This is a genomic window from Streptosporangium saharense, from assembly GCF_014203715.1.
Classification (GTDB): domain Bacteria; phylum Actinomycetota; class Actinomycetes; order Streptosporangiales; family Streptosporangiaceae; genus Streptosporangium; species Streptosporangium saharense.
Map to the genome: position 1 here is coordinate 1,284,798 of NZ_JACHJP010000002.1, position 13,658 is coordinate 1,298,455.

The following is a 13,658-nucleotide window of genomic DNA, read 5'->3' on the forward strand; positions in this document are numbered from 1 at the left end:
CACGTGGACTCCGTGGTACGGCGGCTCCTGCGCACCAAACCCGCCGAGCAGATCGTCGCCGAGGGCGGTCACGGCGAGGGCGGCGAGCTGCGCCGGACCATGACCCTGTGGCAGCTCACCCTCTTCAGCGTGGGTGCCACCCTCGGCACGGGCATCTTCGTCATCCTCGGCCAGGCCGTGCCGAAGGCGGGACCCGCGGTGATCCTCGCCTTCGTCCTGGCGGCCGTCACGGCGCTGTTCTCCGCGCTGTCCTACGCCGAGCTGGCCGGGACCATCCCGGTCTCCGGCTCCTCCTACTCCTACGCCTACGCGACGCTGGGCGAGCTGGTCGCCTGGGTGTGCGGCTGGTGCCTGATGCTGGAGTACGCCGTCTCCGTGGCGGCGGTCGCGGTCGGCTGGGGGGAGTACCTCAACCACTTCTTCCGCGACCTGTTCGGCTGGCAGCTTCCCGCCGCCATCACCCACTCCCCCGGCGACCAGGGCGGCGTGATCAACGTCACCGCGATCCTGATCGTCCTGCTGGCCACCTGGCTGCTGCTGCGCGGCGCCTCGGAGAGCGCGACCGCGAACGCGATCTTCGTGCTGATCAAGATCGCGGTGCTGGTGTTCTTCTGCGTCGTGGCCTTCACCGCCTTCGAGAGCGGCAACCTGACCCCCTTCGTCCCGATGGGCGTCGCCGGCATCACCGCGGCCGCCTCGCAGGTCTTCTTCTCCTACATCGGCTTCGACGCCGCCTCGACCGCCGGTGAGGAGGCCAGGAACCCCAAGCGCGACCTGCCGCTGGCGATCCTGCTGTCGCTGGTCATCGTCACTGTCGTCTACGTGCTGGTCGCGCTGGCCGCCGTCGGCGCCATGCCCTGGCAGCAGTTCGACCCGGAGACCACCGAGGCCAGCCTCGCCCTGATCGCCGACCGCGCGACCGGCTCGACCTGGGCGGGCCTGATCATCTCCTTCGGCGCGGTCATCGCCATCGCCAGCGTCGTGCTGACCGTGCTGTACGGCCAGACCCGCATCCTGTTCGCGATGTCCCGCGACGGCCTGCTGCCGAGGATCTTCGAGCGGATCGACCCGCGCCGCCAGGTCCCGGTCGCCAACACGCTCATCGTCGCCACGTTCGTCTCCGTGCTGGCCGGGTTCATCCCGCTCGGCCAGCTCGCCGAGGCCACCAGCATCGGGACCCTGTTCGCCTTCGCCATCGTCAACGTCGGCGTGCTGGTGCTGCGCCGTACCCAGCCGGACCTGCCGCGCAGCTTCAGGACCCCGCTCTTCCCGCTGACCCCGATCCTCGGGGTGATCTTCTGCGTGGTGGTCATGCTGGGCCTGGCCGGGGTCACCTGGCTCGCCTTCGCCATCTGGATGGCCGTCGGCCTGCTCGCCTACTTCCTGTACGGCTTCCGCCACTCACGCCTCAGCAGGAGCGTCCGATGAAGATCGAGCACATCCTCGCCGGATTCGTCCCCGGAAGCCGGGGACAGGACGGGCTGACGCTGGCCGTACTGCTGGCCCGCCAGGCCGGGGCCCGGCTGACCGTCGCCCACGTCCACGTGCCCGCCTGGCCCACGCCGGGGCCGGGGAAGATCGACGCCGAGTGGCGGGCCTACGTGACGGCGCAGGCGAAGGCCGTCCTGGACCAGGCCCGCGAGCTGCTGGCCGACGTGCGGGACGTGCCGGTCGAGTTCGTCTCCCACGGCCACCGGGGCAGCGGCAGGGGGCTGGTCCAGCTCGCCAAACAGGTCGAGGCCGACGCGGTGGTCATCGGCTCGGCCCCCGGCGGCGGCAGGGGCCGTATCCGGGTCGGCAGCACCGCCGACCAGCTCCTGCACACCTCCCCCGTGCCCGTCGCCCTGGCCCCCAGGGGATACACCGAGACCCACCCGCCCGGCCTGCGGCGGCTGACCGTCGCCTACCGCCGCGACCCCGCCTCCGACGAGGCAGTACGGCAGGCCTTCGTGCTCGCCGAGCGGATGGACGTCCCGCTGCGCCTGGTCACCCTCGTGCTGAGCGGGGGACGGCGGGGCAGGATCGAGACCGAGATGCTCGGCAGGCTCAGGGAGAAGGTCACCGCCGACCTTGAGGAGATCATCCGGGGGCACGACGACGTCCGGGTGGACGTGGAGGTGCTGGAGGGCAGGGACGTGACGGCCGCGCTGGCCGGAACCGACTGCGAGGCGACGATGGTGATCTGCGCGTCGAGCGAGACCGGGCCCGTGCGGCGGGTCTTTCTCGGCGACGTCTCGCTGAAGATCATACGTTCGGCGCCCTGTCCGGTGATGATGGTGCCCAGGACCCCCTCCGGGAAGCCAGGGTCCGCCGCACAGCGGGGGAAGCGGTGATGATTCACTATCCGCGATGGGACAAGCACGGCGTTTGAGGCGGACCACATCGGATCGGATTCGACATCTTTTTTCCAATCAGCTTGACCTTAGGCGCCCACAGCTTTACCGTCACTGTCCGTAACCACACCTCGCGGCGTTATCGGGTAAACCCCGACGCATCAGTCACCGAAGGTGCCTACCCCAGGCCAACCCGGTGGTTGGGGCATAAGTTGCGAGGGAGGACAATCAACTGAAAGCAGTACATAACCGAGCCGGGGGGCCACACGATGCCGTCTGAATACGCCAAGTCGCTGGGTGCAAGACTCCGCGCGATTCGCACTCAGCAGGGCCTGTCCCTGCACGGAGTCGAAGAGAAGTCCCGCGGCCGTTGGAAGGCCGTTGTCGTCGGCTCCTACGAGCGTGGGGACCGTGCGGTCACGGTGCAGAAGCTGGCCGAGCTGGCCGACTTCTACGGTGTTCCGGTCAATGAGCTCCTGCCAGGGGGCAGCGCTCCGAGCCCGCTGGGCCCCACGCCGAAGCTTGTGATCGACCTTGAGCGTCTTGCCCAGCTACCCAAGGAGAAGGCGGGTGCGCTGGCGCGTTACGCGGCCACCATCCAGAGCCAGCGTGGTGACTACAACGGCAAGGTGCTGTCCATCCGTCAGGAGGACCTGCGCTCCCTGGCCGTGATCTACGACAAGTCCCCCAGCGAGCTCACCGAGGAGCTCATCAACTGGGGTGTGCTCGACCCGGAGGCCCGCAGGGCCGTCGAGTCCTTCTGACGACCCGTCCGGTCGCGGGCCCCCCGCGGCCGGGCGTGCCCGGCGAGCCGTAAGTCTTCCTCTCTCGTTAGAACATGGCCCGCACGCCGCCACGGATCACGATCGCTGTGGTAGGAAAAGGCAAACATGGCATTTAACGAGATGTGGTGGACATGGCCCGGGGAGAGGATCGTCACGATCCCTCTCGACCGCGCCCGAAAAGCCGTCTCGCCTCCCTCAAGGCCGCGCTCGGGTCCACCAAGACCCGGGCGTTCCTGCGGCTGCTGACCTCCGTCGGGGCGACCAGGACCCAGGAGACGCTCAGGCTGCTGCCGTTCGTCGTCATGGGCCTGGTCGCGCTGATCGACTTCGGCTCGGGGCCGACCTCGGGGCTGCTGCCGCTGCTCGCCCTCGGTCCGGCCTTCGCCAGTGTGGCCTGCGGCCTGGCCAGGACCACGGTCGCGGGCCTCATCGCGCTGACGCTGTGCGTGGCCCTCGGCGTCTACAACGACATCCTGTGGACCTCCCGCACCAACATCACCATGGCCGCCATCCTCGGTGTCACGGTGGCCAGCGTGCTGGCCAGCGCGGGACGGCTCAGGCACGAGCGTCAGCTCGCCGACGTCCGTTCCGTCGCCGAGGCCGCCCAGCGGGTGCTGCTGCGGCCCGTGCCGCGCAGGGCGGGCCCCGGCATCGGCGTGGCCGTCTCCTACACCTCGGCCACGGCCGAGGCCCGCATCGGCGGCGACCTGTACGAGGTGGTGACCACCCCGCACGGGGTGCGGATCATCGTGGGGGACGTCCAGGGAAAGGGCCTGGAGGCCGTCGAGACGGCCGCCGTGGTGCTCGGCGCCTTCAGGGAGGCCGCCCACGACGAGGCCAAGCTACAGGGCGTTGTGGCGCGCCTGGAGAACGCCCTGTCGCGGGAGCTGTCGGGCGAGCAGTTCGTCACCGCCATCCTGTCCGAGATCACCGACCTGACCGATCTCGGCGAGGCGCAGGAGGGGACCTCCATCACCGTCATCAACTGCGGCCACCCGCCGCCCATGGTGCTGGCGGCCGACGGCAGCCGCTCCTTCGCCGAGCCTCCCGACGAGGCCCTTCCGCTGGGCATGGCGTCGCTGAAGGGAGGCGAGGCGGTGCCGCACCAGATCCGCTTCGAGCCCGGCGACCAGGTGCTCTTCTACACCGACGGGGTCATCGAGGCGCGCGATGGAACGGGCCAGTTCTATCCGCTGGCCTCCAGGGCGCACCTGCTGAGCGGCTCGGACCCGCAGCTCGCCCTCGACGCGCTCCGCGCCGACCTGCTGCGTCACGTGGGCAGGCCGCTGAGCGACGACGCCGCCATGCTCCTGCTGCGCCACCGCACCGCCCGCCCGCTGACCTCCTCCGCGGCCTGATCGGGAGGTACGGCCTGCTAGCCCGCCATGGGGACGCGGGCCGGGAGGGTGGTCTGGGCGGGCAGGCCGAGGAGGGTCTCCACGGTGACGACGAACCGCTCGGCCTCGGAGATGAGCTCCTCGGCGTCCCGCGCGGAGACCATGCGGGTCATGCCCGCCTCGGCCGCGGCCCGCTTGGTCGCGCTGATCTCGAAGTAGGGCGCCCACTCGGCGAGCCTGGGCTCGGCCTCGGGCAGCAGCTCCCAGGCGCTGCGCAGGCGGCGCCTGCGGCCGTCCATGGGGCGGGGCCGTGCGGCCAGGATGGCCGCGGCCGCCCGCAGGGCCGCCAGGTGGGCGGCGACGTATCGGGTGGCGGGGGTCCTGGCGGCACTGGCCTCCTCAAGGCAGTCGCGTGCGTCGGCCAGGTGCGCCCGCACCGTGGATGAGAGCCGGGGCCCATCGGAATCGCTGAGCCGAGGGGTCATGTGCTTCAGCCTCCTTGGTCGCAAGCGGCTCCCGGCGAATCCGCCGGTCAGGTCAACACTCGCAGACCCCACCGACAAATCCTCCGGGCGGCCGGACGAGGAGCTTCCCCTCTCCCCGTCCGCCCCGGCCTCGCCCTGCCCGCCGTGGCCGACGGTCCTGACGAGGGCCAGCCACCTGGACGTGGGCCGCGAGCCCCACGTCATCACATCGAACATAAATTCGATCACAGGTAGTGTCAAGTAAACGCACGAACAAAAGTTCGACACCACGAGGCAGCCGGGACCCTCACGAACCATCCGCCCCCGGCGCCCCGCTCCTCGCCGTGGGTCGCGCCGGGACAAGCGAGGGCGGTCACGGACAAGGGGTTTCGGACACCCTCCGGAGCCCCCTTCACACGGCGGGTGTACGGCGGCAGCCGCATCCTTTTCCCCATCCCATCGACTGATTTATAGGCATATGCCTGCTTTAAATGTTCAAGGTGGGCTTTGGAGGGTTGTGCGGTTTTCCATAGCCCCCGAGAGACCCGGGACATGGAGGCCGTGCCGTTCCGTATGGCGGGAAAGCGGCACGGGACCGGTGTTCACAACGGAGGCAAACACCCGTCAAGACGACCGTGCCCCCGGCCCTTCCCAGGACCGGGGGCACGAGGAACCACAATCACATCGTCAGCGGACGAACTTCCCCCGAACGTGCACCGGGACCCCGGTGCCGAGCAGGCCGGGCAGGACCGCGGCGACGTTCATCGGCAGCCGTACGCAGCCGTGCGAGGCCGGGGCCAGCGGCACGGAGAGCGCGCCGTGCAGGGCGATGCCGCCGTTGAAGAAGATCGGGTTGTAGAGCTGCCCGAGGTAGGACCTGTGCCAGCCGCTCCTGCGCCAGGTCGTCTTGTAGTCACCCGTGGGCGTGCGGGCGTTGCCGCAGAACCGCTGGGTCTTGCCCTCCCAGGTGGCCGTCTCGCAGTACGGGATGCCGCTGCCCGAGGAGATGTGGCTGATCAGCTTCACCCTGCCGTTGAGGTACAGCACCATCACCTGCTGGGTGAGGTTGACCTCGACCCTGGTCGGCCTGCCGTTGGGCACCAGCACCCTCGGCGCCCTGGGGTTCTGTAGAGCGTTCCAGGTCTTCCTGGTCACGGTGCTGGTCGGCGCGATGCCGTTGATCTTCTGGAAGGCCCAGAGCGCGGTCAGGGTCGTGCCGCCGTAGCGCCCGTCCACCGTGCCCGGCAGGTAGCCCAGCTCCCTCAGCCTGGTCTGGAGCGCCTTGACCGCCGTCCCCTTCGCGCCGAGCTTCAGCGTCTGGCCGGGGGCGACGAAACCCGGCGCCGCAGCCGTGACCGCGGTCGCCGCGGAGGTGGCGACCTGGGCGTCGGCGACGCCGGGCGAGGCCGACAGCACCGTCCCCGTCGTCACCAGCGCCGTCACCAGCGCGGCCACTCCGAACCGTCCTCCCATCCCCATCACCATCATCCCCTCCTGTAAGTCAAGTCCGAACAACGGACCATAGCGCACGAACCACCTACTCCCCGACAACGGTTATGAAGAGGTAATGGATGGTCAACCCGTTTAGAGTGGCCGGGTGCCAGAAAAGTTGCATCCCAACGTCGAGAAGGTCGCCGCCGCCCTGCGGGAGCACGGCGTCACCGGGGAGATCGTCGTCTTCGACGAGGCGACGCCGACCGCCGCGACCGCGGCGGCGCAGCTCGGCTGCGAGGTCGGCGCCATCGCCAACAGCCTGATCTTCGACGCCGACGGCGCGCCGCTCCTCGTGCTGACCAGCGGCGCCCACCGAGTGGACACCGACCTGATCGCCGAGACGGTCGGCGCGGTGAGGGTACGGCGGGCCGCCCCCGACTTCGTCCGCGCGGCGACCGGTCAGGTCATCGGCGGCGTCGCCCCGCTCGGGCACCCCGCCCCGATCAGGACGCTGGTCGACGTCTGGCTCGACAGGCACGAGGTGGTCTGGGCGGCGGCCGGACACCCGCACACGGTCTTCCCGACCTCCTTCGCCGAACTGGTCCGCGTCACCGGCGGAACCCCGGCCGAGGTCGAGCGCTGACCACCGGCTCACCCGCAGGTCACTTTGGTACCTTCGAGCGGTCCTCATGTTGATTGTCCTGCTAGGGTGCGTTGCGTGATCGAACTGCGACGGGTCGACCCCGAGGAGTTCACCGCGAAACTCGACGCGGTTCTCGACGTCTACACCGCGGCGATGCTCCCGCCCGCCGACCAGCTCACCGGGCGAAGGGCGATCATCAGGGGCCACGCCTCCTACACCGGGTTCACCTGTCTGCTCGCCGAGCGCGCCGACGGCAGGACGGTCGGCGTCGCCTACGGCTTCCACGGCGAGCCCGGCCAGTGGTGGCACGGCGTCGTCCGTCAGGCGCTCACCGAGCACGACGGGCAGGCCAGGACGGGCGAGTGGCTCGACGACGCCTTCGAACTGGCCGAGATCCACGTCCACCCCGACTATCAGGGCAAGGGCGTGGGCAGGGCCATGGTCACCGGCCTGTGCGCGGGGCGCCTGGAGCGCACCGCCGTACTGTCGACCCGTGACCAGGAGACCGCGGCCCGTCACCTCTACCGCAGCCTCGGCTTCGGCGACCTGCTGACCGGGTTCGTCTTCCCCGGCGGCCAGGAGCGCTACGCGATCCTCGGCACCCGGCTCCCCCTGGCCGGTTCCTAGACCGCCAGCGGGGCCGCCCCGGTCCTGACGTCGAGGGCCTGGAAGACCTCCCGGGTCGCGCTCGACCGGTTGAAGGTGATGAAGTGGATGCCGGGCGCGCCCTCGTCGAGCAGCGTCTGACACAGCTCGGCGGCGTGCTCGATGCCCAGGCTGCGCACCGCTGCGGGGTCGTGCGCGACGGCCTCGAACCTGGCGGCGACCTCGGGCGGGAACGGCGCCCCGGAAAGCTGCTCCGAGCGGGCGATCGTGCTCATCTGGGTGACGGGCATGATGCCGGGAATGATCGGGGTCTCGCATCCGCGGGCGGTCACCCGGTCACGCAGCCTCAGATAGTCCTCCGCGCGGAAGAACATCTGCGTGATCGCGTAGTCGGCGCCAGAGCGGCACTTGCGCACGAAGTGCTCGGTGTCGGCCTCGACCGAGACGGACCTGGGGTGCTTGTAGGGGAAGGCGGCCACGCCGACGCAGAAGTCGCCGGACTGGCGGATGAGCCTGACCAGCTCCTCGGCGTACTGCACCCCCTCGGGGTGGCGGATCCACTCTCCCGTCACGTCGCCGGGCGGGTCGCCCCGCACGGCGAGGATGTTGCGCACGCCCGCCCCGGCGAACCTGCCGACCAGGTGACGCAGCTCACGCAGGGAGTGGTTGACGGCGGTGAAGTGGGCGACCGGGGTCAGCGTCGTCTCGTGGGCGAGCCGCTCCACGATCTCGACCGTCCGGTCGCGGGTGCCGCCACCGGCGCCGTAGGTGACCGAGACGAACGTGGGCCGCAGGGCCTCAAGCTCCCTGATGGCTCGCCAGAGCTGCCGCTCCCCCTCGTCGGTCTTCGGAGGGAAGAACTCGAACGAGAACGACCGGCCACCGGTGGCGAGAAGCTCGCGGACGGTGGGCACGCGTTCGGGAAAGACTGACGAGCGACCCAGAGCCATGCTCCTAGGGTACTGGCCGCCCGACCGGCCGCCACAATCGTGATCGCCCCAATGTCCTTGCCGCTCCCCCTGATCTCCGTGGTGGGCCTCCACAGGACACCGCGGACATAACCCCACATCTCCGGGCCGATAATCTCGGTGCATGACCCCTTCCGCGGCCGCCCTCGACACCATCCGTTCCGAAGTGGATCGCTCCCTGCGGGAGTTCGTCGACCGGCAGCGCCCCCTGGTCGGCGCGCCCGAGCTGGCCCCGCTGGTCGCCGCGGCCGAGGAGTTCCTCGCGGGCGGCAAGCGGCTGCGGCCCGCCTTCTGTTACTGGGGCTGGCACGGCGCGGGCGGGGACGACGACCCGGCGCTGTTCACCGCCGCCGCCTCCCTTGAGCTGCTCCAGGCGAGCGCCCTGGTGCACGACGACGTGATGGACGCCAGTGACCTGCGCAGGGGCATGCCGTCGGCGCACCGCAGGTTCCAGGCGATGCACGAGAAGTCGGGCTGGCGCGGCTCGGCGGAGCAGTTCGGCGAGGGAGCCGCCATCCTGCTCGGCAACCTGCTGCTCATCTGGTCCGGGGAGATGTGGCGCAACAGCGGGCTGCCCGCCGAGTCGCTGGCCGCCGCCCAGCGGATCCACGACCACATGCGCACCGAGCTGATGTGCGGGCAGTACCTCGACCTGCTTGAGCAGGCGCACGAGGAGAACACCTTCGACAGCGCGCTGCGCGTCGCCCTCTTCAAGAGCGGCAAGTACTCCGTCGAGCAGCCGCTCAGGCTCGGCCTGGTGCTGGCCGCGCGGGGGCGCGAGCCGTGGATCGACCGGCTCTGCGAGGAGTACGGCCGCCACGTCGGCATCGCCTTCCAGCTCCGCGACGACATCCTCGGCGTGTTCGGCGACCCTGCGGAGACGGGCAAGCCCGCCGGGGACGACCTCCGGGAGGGCAAGCGGACGATGCTCGTCGCCCGTGCCCTGGCCGCGGCGACCCCGTCGCAGGCCAGGACGGTCGAGGAGACGCTCGGCGACCCCGACCTGGACGCGGCCGGGGTGGCCGGGCTGCGTCAGATCATCGAGGAGACCGGGGCCCTCGCGGCGTGCGAGAACATGATCAAGGAGTATCTCGACCATGCCCTCGCCTCGCTTGAGGGCGCCCCGATCACCCCTGAGTCCCGTACGGCGCTGGCCGACCTGGCCGTCGCCGCCACGTCACGGCGTACCTGACGGGGAACACGATCAGGGGAGTCCGGCGGTCAGGCGCCTCCTGAACTCCCCCGCCGCGGCCTTCGGGTCGTCCGCCTCGGTGATGGCCCGCACGACCACCACCCGGCGTACGCCGTACGACATGACCTCGTCGAGGTTGGACAGGTCGATGCCGCCGATGCCGAACCAGGGCCGGTCCGTCTCCAGCGCCGCGGCGTGCCTGAGCAGCTCGGGGCCGGGGGCGTGCCTGCCCGGTTTGGTGGGTGTCGGCCAGATGGGGCCGCAGCAGAAATAGTCGACTCCCGGCTCGACGGCCGCGGCGGAGGCCTCCTGCGGGGCGTGAGTGGAACGCCCGATGAGGAGGTCGTCGCCGAGGATGTCGCGGGCGACCCGTACGGGAAGGTCGTCCTGGCCGAGATGGAGCACGTCGGGGCGGGCGGCGTGGGCGATGTCGGCCCTGTCGTTGACCGCGAGCAGTTTGCCGTGGCGGTCACAGGCCTCGCGGAAGACCTCAAGGAGGGCGAGTTCCTCGCGCGCCTCAAGGCCCTTCTCACGGAGCTGGACGATGTCGACCCCACCGGCGAGGGCGGCGTCGAGGAAGTCGGCCAGGTCACCGCGGTCGCGGCGCCCGTCGGTGCAGAGATAGAGGCGGGCGTCAGAAAGCAAGCGCCTGGGCACGTCTCTTGACCTCGGTGTGGCGGCCCGCGACGATCGCGTCCACCGGGGACCCGGGAAGGGTCTCGTCTGGGGTGAAGAGCCACCGGAGCGACTCGACGTCGTCGTATCCGGCGTCGAGCAGCACGGTGAGCGTGCCCGGCAGTCCCTTGACGACGTCGCCGTCGGCGAGGAAGGCGGCGGGAACCTGTGGCTCGCCACCGCCCCTTCGCACTCCGATGAGTTTGCGGTCCTTGAGAAGTTGCTTCGCGCGACCGGTGCTGAGGTTGAGTCTCCTGGCGACCTCGGTCAGGGTGAGCCACTCGCCCACCAACTGGTCTGTTTCCCGGTCGATCTGCGCAACAGAAAGCGTCACGAATCCACCACTACCACATCGAGCCTTCCGCCAAACACCCCGGTGAGGAGGTCAGGCTACCGTGCAGTCGCGCAGCGCCACCGCGGGATCGGCCAGACGCCGAGCGTCGAGCCGCTGACCGCCCTCGATGAGGCGGCGCCCCTGCAGGAGGTCGCGGGGGCGGTTCACCGCCAGGACCGCGGCCAGCCTGCCGTCCTCGCGGACCCAGCAGGCCCCCCACCTGGGGTCGGTCGCCGGATCGCCGCGCAGGACGAGGAGCTCGTCGTCGTGGTGACCGGCGTACTGCACCATGTGCCCGAACTGCTCCGACCAGAAGTAGGGCACCGGGTCGTAGACCGCGTCGCCACCCATGAGCGCGGCCACCGCGACCTCGGGGGCGCCGAGCGCGGTGTCCCAGTGCTCGACGCGCAGGCGGCGGCCGTACCGGCGCGACCACCAGGCGGCGCAGTCGCCGACGGCGACCACCCCGGGCAGCGAGGTGCGCAGGTGCTCGTCGGTGACGACGCCGTTGTCCAGCTCGACGCCGGAACCGGCCAGCCACTCGACGGCGGGCCGTACGCCGACGCCGGTGACGACCACGTCGGCCCTGACCCGTGAGCCGTCGGCCAGGGTGAGCCCGTCATGGTCGACGGAGGCGACCTGGACGCCCAGGCGCAGCTCGACACCCGCCTGTTCGTACCAGCGGGCGGTGTGCGCGCCGACGGGCCCCAGGGCCTGGGAGAGCGGCAGGTCGGCCGCCTCGACGACGGTCACCGCGCAGTTCGCCCTGGCGGCGGCGGTCGCGACCTCGGCGCCGATCCAGCCCGCCCCGATGACGGCGACCCTCGTGCCCGCGACGAGCCGCTCGCGCAGGGCGAGCGCGTCGTCGATGGTGCGCAGCACGTGCTGCTCACCGTCGCCGCGCAACCGGACGGGACGGGCACCGGTGGCGATGACCAGCCCGTCGTAGGCGACCTCGCCCTCGGTGGTCTCCACCACGCCCGGCCGCAGCCCCTTGGCGGCCACCCCCGCGCGGAAGTCGACCTCAAGGGCGTCGAGATCGGAGTCGACGACCGTGGAGTCCGTCTCCCCCAGCAGGACGGACTTCGACAGCGGGGGACGGTCGTAGGGGCGGTGCGCCTCCTCGCCCATCAACGTGATCGTGCCGGCGAACCCTCGGGCTCGTAACGCCTCGACACTGCGTACGCCGGCCAGCCCGGCGCCAACCACCACGACATGATTCACAACTCACGAGCCTAAGCGCCCTGCCCGACCCTCTGCCATTAGCTGTTTGATAACGAAAACGGTATTTAGCTCACATCCAACGCAGTGAGGGCGTCACCACAGCCCTTAAGGTGGAAGCGAACAGACGCGCGGGAGCCCGGGGCGTACCGGGCTGAGAGGAGGGCTACGGAGCGACGCGGACCGTCGAAAGCCCGCTGACGTGCTGATACACCGTGCCGGGCGCACGGGTCACACGGACGGCGGCGACGATCCAGGCGCGACCGTCAGCGGCCCTCGACCGCCAGGAACCTGATCCGGGTCATGCCGGCGAAGGGAGCGGGGGGTACGGATGTCACACCACTTCGACGTGCTCGTCATCGGCGGAGGCGTCGCGGGGCTCTCGGTGGCCTGGCGCGCGGCCAGGAGGGGATCGCGGGTGGCCGTGGCCGACCCCGACCCCGGTTCCGGCGCCTCGCACGCGGCGGCGGGCATGCTGGCGCCGGTCAGCGAGGTGACCTACACCGAGGAGCCCCTGCTGCGCCTCGGCCTGGCCTCCCTGGCCAGGTGGCCCGCCTTCGCCGCCGAGCTGACCGAGGACGGCGGCCTCGACCTGGACTACCGCGCGGAGGGGACGCTCGACGTCGCCTTCGGCTCCGACGACCTGACCGCGCTCGACGAGCTGGCCGCCTTCGTCGACAAGCTCGGCCTGCCCGCCGAGCGGCTCACGGGCCGCGAGTGCCGCCGCCTCGAACCGATGCTCGCCCCCTCGGTGCGCGGCGGCCTGCTGGCCGGCGGCGACTCCTGGGTCGATCCGCGAAGGGTCGTCAAGGCGCTGCTGACGGCGCTGCAGCGGCGGGGCGGCGCGCTGGTCCGCTCCCGCGTCGCGGGCCTCACCGCCGACGCCTCCGAGCGGATCACCGGCGTACGGCTGGCCTCCGGCGAGACGATCGGCGCGGACCTGACGGTCCTGGCCATGGGCGCCTGGTCGGGCGACCTGGACGGGCTGCCGCCCGAGGCGGTTCCGCCGGTACGGCCGGTCAAGGGGCAGATCATGCGGCTGCACTCCCCCGCCCCGATCCTGGGGCGGTGCGTGCGCGGCGTGGTGCACGGCTCCTCCGTCTATCTGGTGCCGCGCGGCGACGGGGAGCTGGTCGTCGGGGCGACCCAGGAGGAGATGGGCTTCGACACCCGGGTGACGGCGGGAGGGCTGTGGGAGCTGCTGCGTGACGCGCGGGAGCTCGTCCCCGGCGTCACCGAACTCCAGGTCCGTGACGTGGTCGCCGGACTTCGCCCGGGCACCCCGGACAATCTGCCGCTGGTCGGGCCCTCGGCCGTGGCCGGGCTCTCGCTGGCCACCGGCCACCACAGGGGAGGCGTGCTGCTCGCCCCGCTCACCGCCGACCTTCTCCTCCAACCCCCGTCAGGCGAGGTGGACGAGCTGCGGACGATCTGCTCTCCACTGCGTTTCCAGGAGCACCGATGAACGTGACGATCAACGGAACCGCCCACGAACTGCCCCAGGGGGCGACCGTGGCGCTGGCCGTACGGCGGCTGACCGAGACCATGAGCGGCGTGGCCGTGGCGGTGAACGACGAGGTGGTCTCGCGCGGCGCGTGGGACTCGACCCCGCTCGCCGAGGCCGACCGGGTCGAGGTGCTCACCGCGGTGCAGGGAGGCTGAGGAA

General features: G+C 70.9%; 15 protein-coding genes. 9 read left to right on the plus strand and 6 right to left on the minus strand.

The window, feature by feature from the left end; all coding sequences use genetic code 11:
• Positions 1 to 3: 3 nt before the first annotated feature.
• From FHS44_RS14680 to FHS44_RS14695, 4 genes are all read left to right on the plus strand, one after another.
• Positions 4 to 1,428, plus strand: coding sequence for an amino acid permease (locus FHS44_RS14680; RefSeq protein ID WP_184714631.1), 1,425 nt, complete (start codon positions 4 to 6; stop codon positions 1,426 to 1,428).
• Positions 1,425 to 2,333 (plus strand): universal stress protein, encoded by a 909-nt coding sequence (locus FHS44_RS14685; RefSeq protein ID WP_184714633.1) that lies wholly within the window; start codon positions 1,425 to 1,427, stop codon positions 2,331 to 2,333. The genes FHS44_RS14680 and FHS44_RS14685 overlap by 4 nt, the downstream gene beginning before the upstream one ends.
• Before the next feature lie 269 nt (positions 2,334 to 2,602).
• Positions 2,603 to 3,097 (plus strand): transcriptional regulator BldD, encoded by a 495-nt coding sequence (gene bldD / locus FHS44_RS14690; protein ID WP_184714635.1) that lies wholly within the window; start codon positions 2,603 to 2,605, stop codon positions 3,095 to 3,097.
• A 152-nt stretch (positions 3,098 to 3,249) separates the two neighbouring features.
• Positions 3,250 to 4,476 (plus strand): PP2C family protein-serine/threonine phosphatase, encoded by a 1,227-nt coding sequence (locus FHS44_RS14695; protein ID WP_184714637.1) that lies wholly within the window; start codon positions 3,250 to 3,252, stop codon positions 4,474 to 4,476.
• Between the two features lie 17 nt (positions 4,477 to 4,493).
• Here FHS44_RS14695 and FHS44_RS14700 read toward each other — a convergent pair whose 3' ends face one another.
• Positions 4,494 to 4,940 (minus strand): SAV_6107 family HEPN domain-containing protein, encoded by a 447-nt coding sequence (locus FHS44_RS14700; RefSeq protein WP_184714639.1) that lies wholly within the window; start codon positions 4,938 to 4,940, stop codon positions 4,494 to 4,496.
• Positions 4,941 to 5,606: 666 nt separating this feature from the next.
• Positions 5,607 to 6,392 carry a L,D-transpeptidase family protein gene (locus FHS44_RS14705; protein WP_246435420.1) on the minus strand — a complete coding sequence of 262 codons (786 nt, stop codon included), beginning with the start codon at positions 6,390 to 6,392 and terminating at the stop codon, positions 5,607 to 5,609.
• A 124-nt stretch (positions 6,393 to 6,516) separates the two neighbouring features.
• On the opposite strand from FHS44_RS14705, the gene FHS44_RS14710 reads away from it, so the two are divergent.
• Both FHS44_RS14710 and FHS44_RS14715 read left to right on the plus strand, forming a co-directional pair.
• Positions 6,517 to 6,996, plus strand: coding sequence for a YbaK/EbsC family protein (locus FHS44_RS14710; protein WP_184714643.1), 480 nt, complete (start codon positions 6,517 to 6,519; stop codon positions 6,994 to 6,996).
• A 75-nt stretch (positions 6,997 to 7,071) separates the two neighbouring features.
• On the plus strand, positions 7,072 to 7,623 hold the full coding sequence (locus FHS44_RS14715; protein ID WP_312863661.1) for a GNAT family N-acetyltransferase: 552 nt from the start codon (positions 7,072 to 7,074) through the stop codon (positions 7,621 to 7,623).
• Here FHS44_RS14715 and metF read toward each other — a convergent pair.
• Positions 7,620 to 8,552 carry a methylenetetrahydrofolate reductase [NAD(P)H] gene (gene metF, locus FHS44_RS14720; RefSeq protein ID WP_184714645.1) on the minus strand — a complete coding sequence of 311 codons (933 nt, stop codon included), beginning with the start codon at positions 8,550 to 8,552 and terminating at the stop codon, positions 7,620 to 7,622. The two genes, FHS44_RS14715 and metF, sit on opposite strands and share 4 nt — an antisense overlap.
• Positions 8,553 to 8,694: 142 nt before the next feature.
• Here metF and FHS44_RS14725 point away from each other — a divergent pair, with 142 nt between their 5' ends.
• The gene (locus FHS44_RS14725; RefSeq protein WP_184714647.1) at positions 8,695 to 9,762 is read left to right on the plus strand and encodes a polyprenyl synthetase family protein; all 1,068 of its coding nucleotides are present in this window, start codon (positions 8,695 to 8,697) and stop codon (positions 9,760 to 9,762) included.
• Positions 9,763 to 9,774: 12 nt separating this feature from the next.
• Here the strand turns inward: FHS44_RS14725 and thiE are convergent, their stop codons facing one another.
• Genes thiE through FHS44_RS14740 form a run of 3 tightly spaced genes read right to left on the minus strand, consistent with a single transcriptional unit; the run spans position 9,775 to position 11,995 of the window.
• Positions 9,775 to 10,419: a thiamine phosphate synthase gene (gene thiE / locus FHS44_RS14730; RefSeq protein ID WP_184714649.1), complete on the minus strand. Its 645-nt coding sequence runs from the start codon at positions 10,417 to 10,419 to the stop codon at positions 9,775 to 9,777.
• Positions 10,397 to 10,771, minus strand: coding sequence for an Rv2175c family DNA-binding protein (locus tag FHS44_RS14735; RefSeq protein ID WP_184714651.1), 375 nt, complete (start codon positions 10,769 to 10,771; stop codon positions 10,397 to 10,399). Before FHS44_RS14735 ends, thiE begins: the two co-directional genes overlap by 23 nt.
• A gap of 51 nt (positions 10,772 to 10,822) precedes the next feature.
• Positions 10,823 to 11,995, minus strand: coding sequence for an NAD(P)/FAD-dependent oxidoreductase (locus tag FHS44_RS14740; protein ID WP_184714653.1), 1,173 nt, complete (start codon positions 11,993 to 11,995; stop codon positions 10,823 to 10,825).
• Positions 11,996 to 12,323: 328 nt separating this feature from the next.
• Here FHS44_RS14740 and thiO point away from each other — a divergent pair, with 328 nt between their 5' ends.
• Positions 12,324 to 13,457: a glycine oxidase ThiO gene (thiO, locus tag FHS44_RS14745; protein WP_184714656.1), complete on the plus strand. Its 1,134-nt coding sequence runs from the start codon at positions 12,324 to 12,326 to the stop codon at positions 13,455 to 13,457.
• Entirely contained in the window at positions 13,454 to 13,654 is a 201-nt protein-coding gene (thiS, locus tag FHS44_RS14750) for a sulfur carrier protein ThiS (protein ID WP_184714658.1), read from the plus strand. Before thiO ends, thiS begins: the two co-directional genes overlap by 4 nt.
• The last annotated feature ends 4 nt before the right edge of the window (positions 13,655 to 13,658 follow it).

Excerpts from the sequence above, each read along its gene's own strand:
- metF (WP_184714645.1), bottom strand. The coding sequence starts at position 8,552 with ATGGCTCTGGGTCGCTCGTCAGTCTTTCCCGAACGCGTGCCCACCGTC.
- thiO (WP_184714656.1), top strand. The coding sequence starts at position 12,324 with ATGTCACACCACTTCGACGTGCTCGTCATCGGCGGAGGCGTCGCGGGG.
- FHS44_RS14705 (WP_246435420.1), bottom strand. The coding sequence starts at position 6,392 with ATGGGAGGACGGTTCGGAGTGGCCGCGCTGGTGACGGCGCTGGTGACG.
- FHS44_RS14725 (WP_184714647.1), top strand. The coding sequence starts at position 8,695 with ATGACCCCTTCCGCGGCCGCCCTCGACACCATCCGTTCCGAAGTGGAT.
- FHS44_RS14685 (WP_184714633.1), top strand. The coding sequence starts at position 1,425 with ATGAAGATCGAGCACATCCTCGCCGGATTCGTCCCCGGAAGCCGGGGA.
- thiS (WP_184714658.1), top strand. The coding sequence starts at position 13,454 with ATGAACGTGACGATCAACGGAACCGCCCACGAACTGCCCCAGGGGGCG.
- bldD (WP_184714635.1), top strand. The coding sequence starts at position 2,603 with ATGCCGTCTGAATACGCCAAGTCGCTGGGTGCAAGACTCCGCGCGATT.
- FHS44_RS14700 (WP_184714639.1), bottom strand. The coding sequence starts at position 4,940 with ATGACCCCTCGGCTCAGCGATTCCGATGGGCCCCGGCTCTCATCCACG.
- FHS44_RS14695 (WP_184714637.1), top strand. The coding sequence starts at position 3,250 with ATGGCCCGGGGAGAGGATCGTCACGATCCCTCTCGACCGCGCCCGAAA.